This window comes from Candidatus Pantoea communis (genome assembly GCF_011752685.1).
Taxonomy (GTDB): domain Bacteria; phylum Pseudomonadota; class Gammaproteobacteria; order Enterobacterales; family Enterobacteriaceae; genus Pantoea; species Pantoea communis.
On sequence record NZ_VWXC01000069.1, the window covers coordinates 1 to 688 of the forward strand.

General features: G+C 36.8%; 1 protein-coding gene. It reads left to right on the plus strand.

Features of this window, described 5'->3' with window-relative positions; translation table 11 throughout:
* A partial coding sequence (locus F3J37_RS27860; protein ID WP_166936858.1) for a hypothetical protein occupies positions 1-445 on the plus strand: 445 nt, incomplete at its 5' end.
* Between the last annotated feature and the right edge of the window lie 243 nt (positions 446-688).

Below are 688 nucleotides of genomic sequence, written 5' to 3' on the forward strand. Positions count from 1 at the left end.
TATGTATGTGGCTGATTATATCGGTTTAGCATTGATCCAAGACATGGGGGCGAATAGTTCTCCGCAGTCTGAAGTCATGGTTAGGGGAAAAAAGACAGGGGTTATGGTTGAGGGTAAAGTCTTAGAAGGTGTAGTTTGTGTATATTCTCACTGCTATCTTCTTTTCCTTAGCCATGATTGTATCTTTGAGGAAACTTTAACTTTGGCGTTAGTCGATCTAGATAAAAATATATTGTTGGAGTCATTATGGATAGGGTTAGCTTATCAGACAGATATCTTTACTGGCCCGAGGATATGTGATGATAAAATCTTATTTGAATTTTTAGCTGAAAAAACATGGGTTCTTCAAGTATTACAAACTGCCAGATTTCGATTTCCTATTTCTTTAAATGCTTTGATACATCGTGGTTTTCGATTTAAATCTTATCTCCAGTTAGAACATTAATTTATGTGATGTATGCCGTCATGAACCGAAGATTCCATAATATTCTAGCTGGTTTTGTTTTCTAAATGACGTATGCCGTCATGAACCTGATGCTGGTGATTATGCGTTTACTGTTTATTTTCTAAATGACGTATGCCGTCATGAACTCTTGTTTTGTGCGCCAATTAACGCGCGCTTTTTTCTAAATGACGTATGCCGTCATGAACAATCAACAAGTATGATGTGGTGAAGCTGACTTTTTCT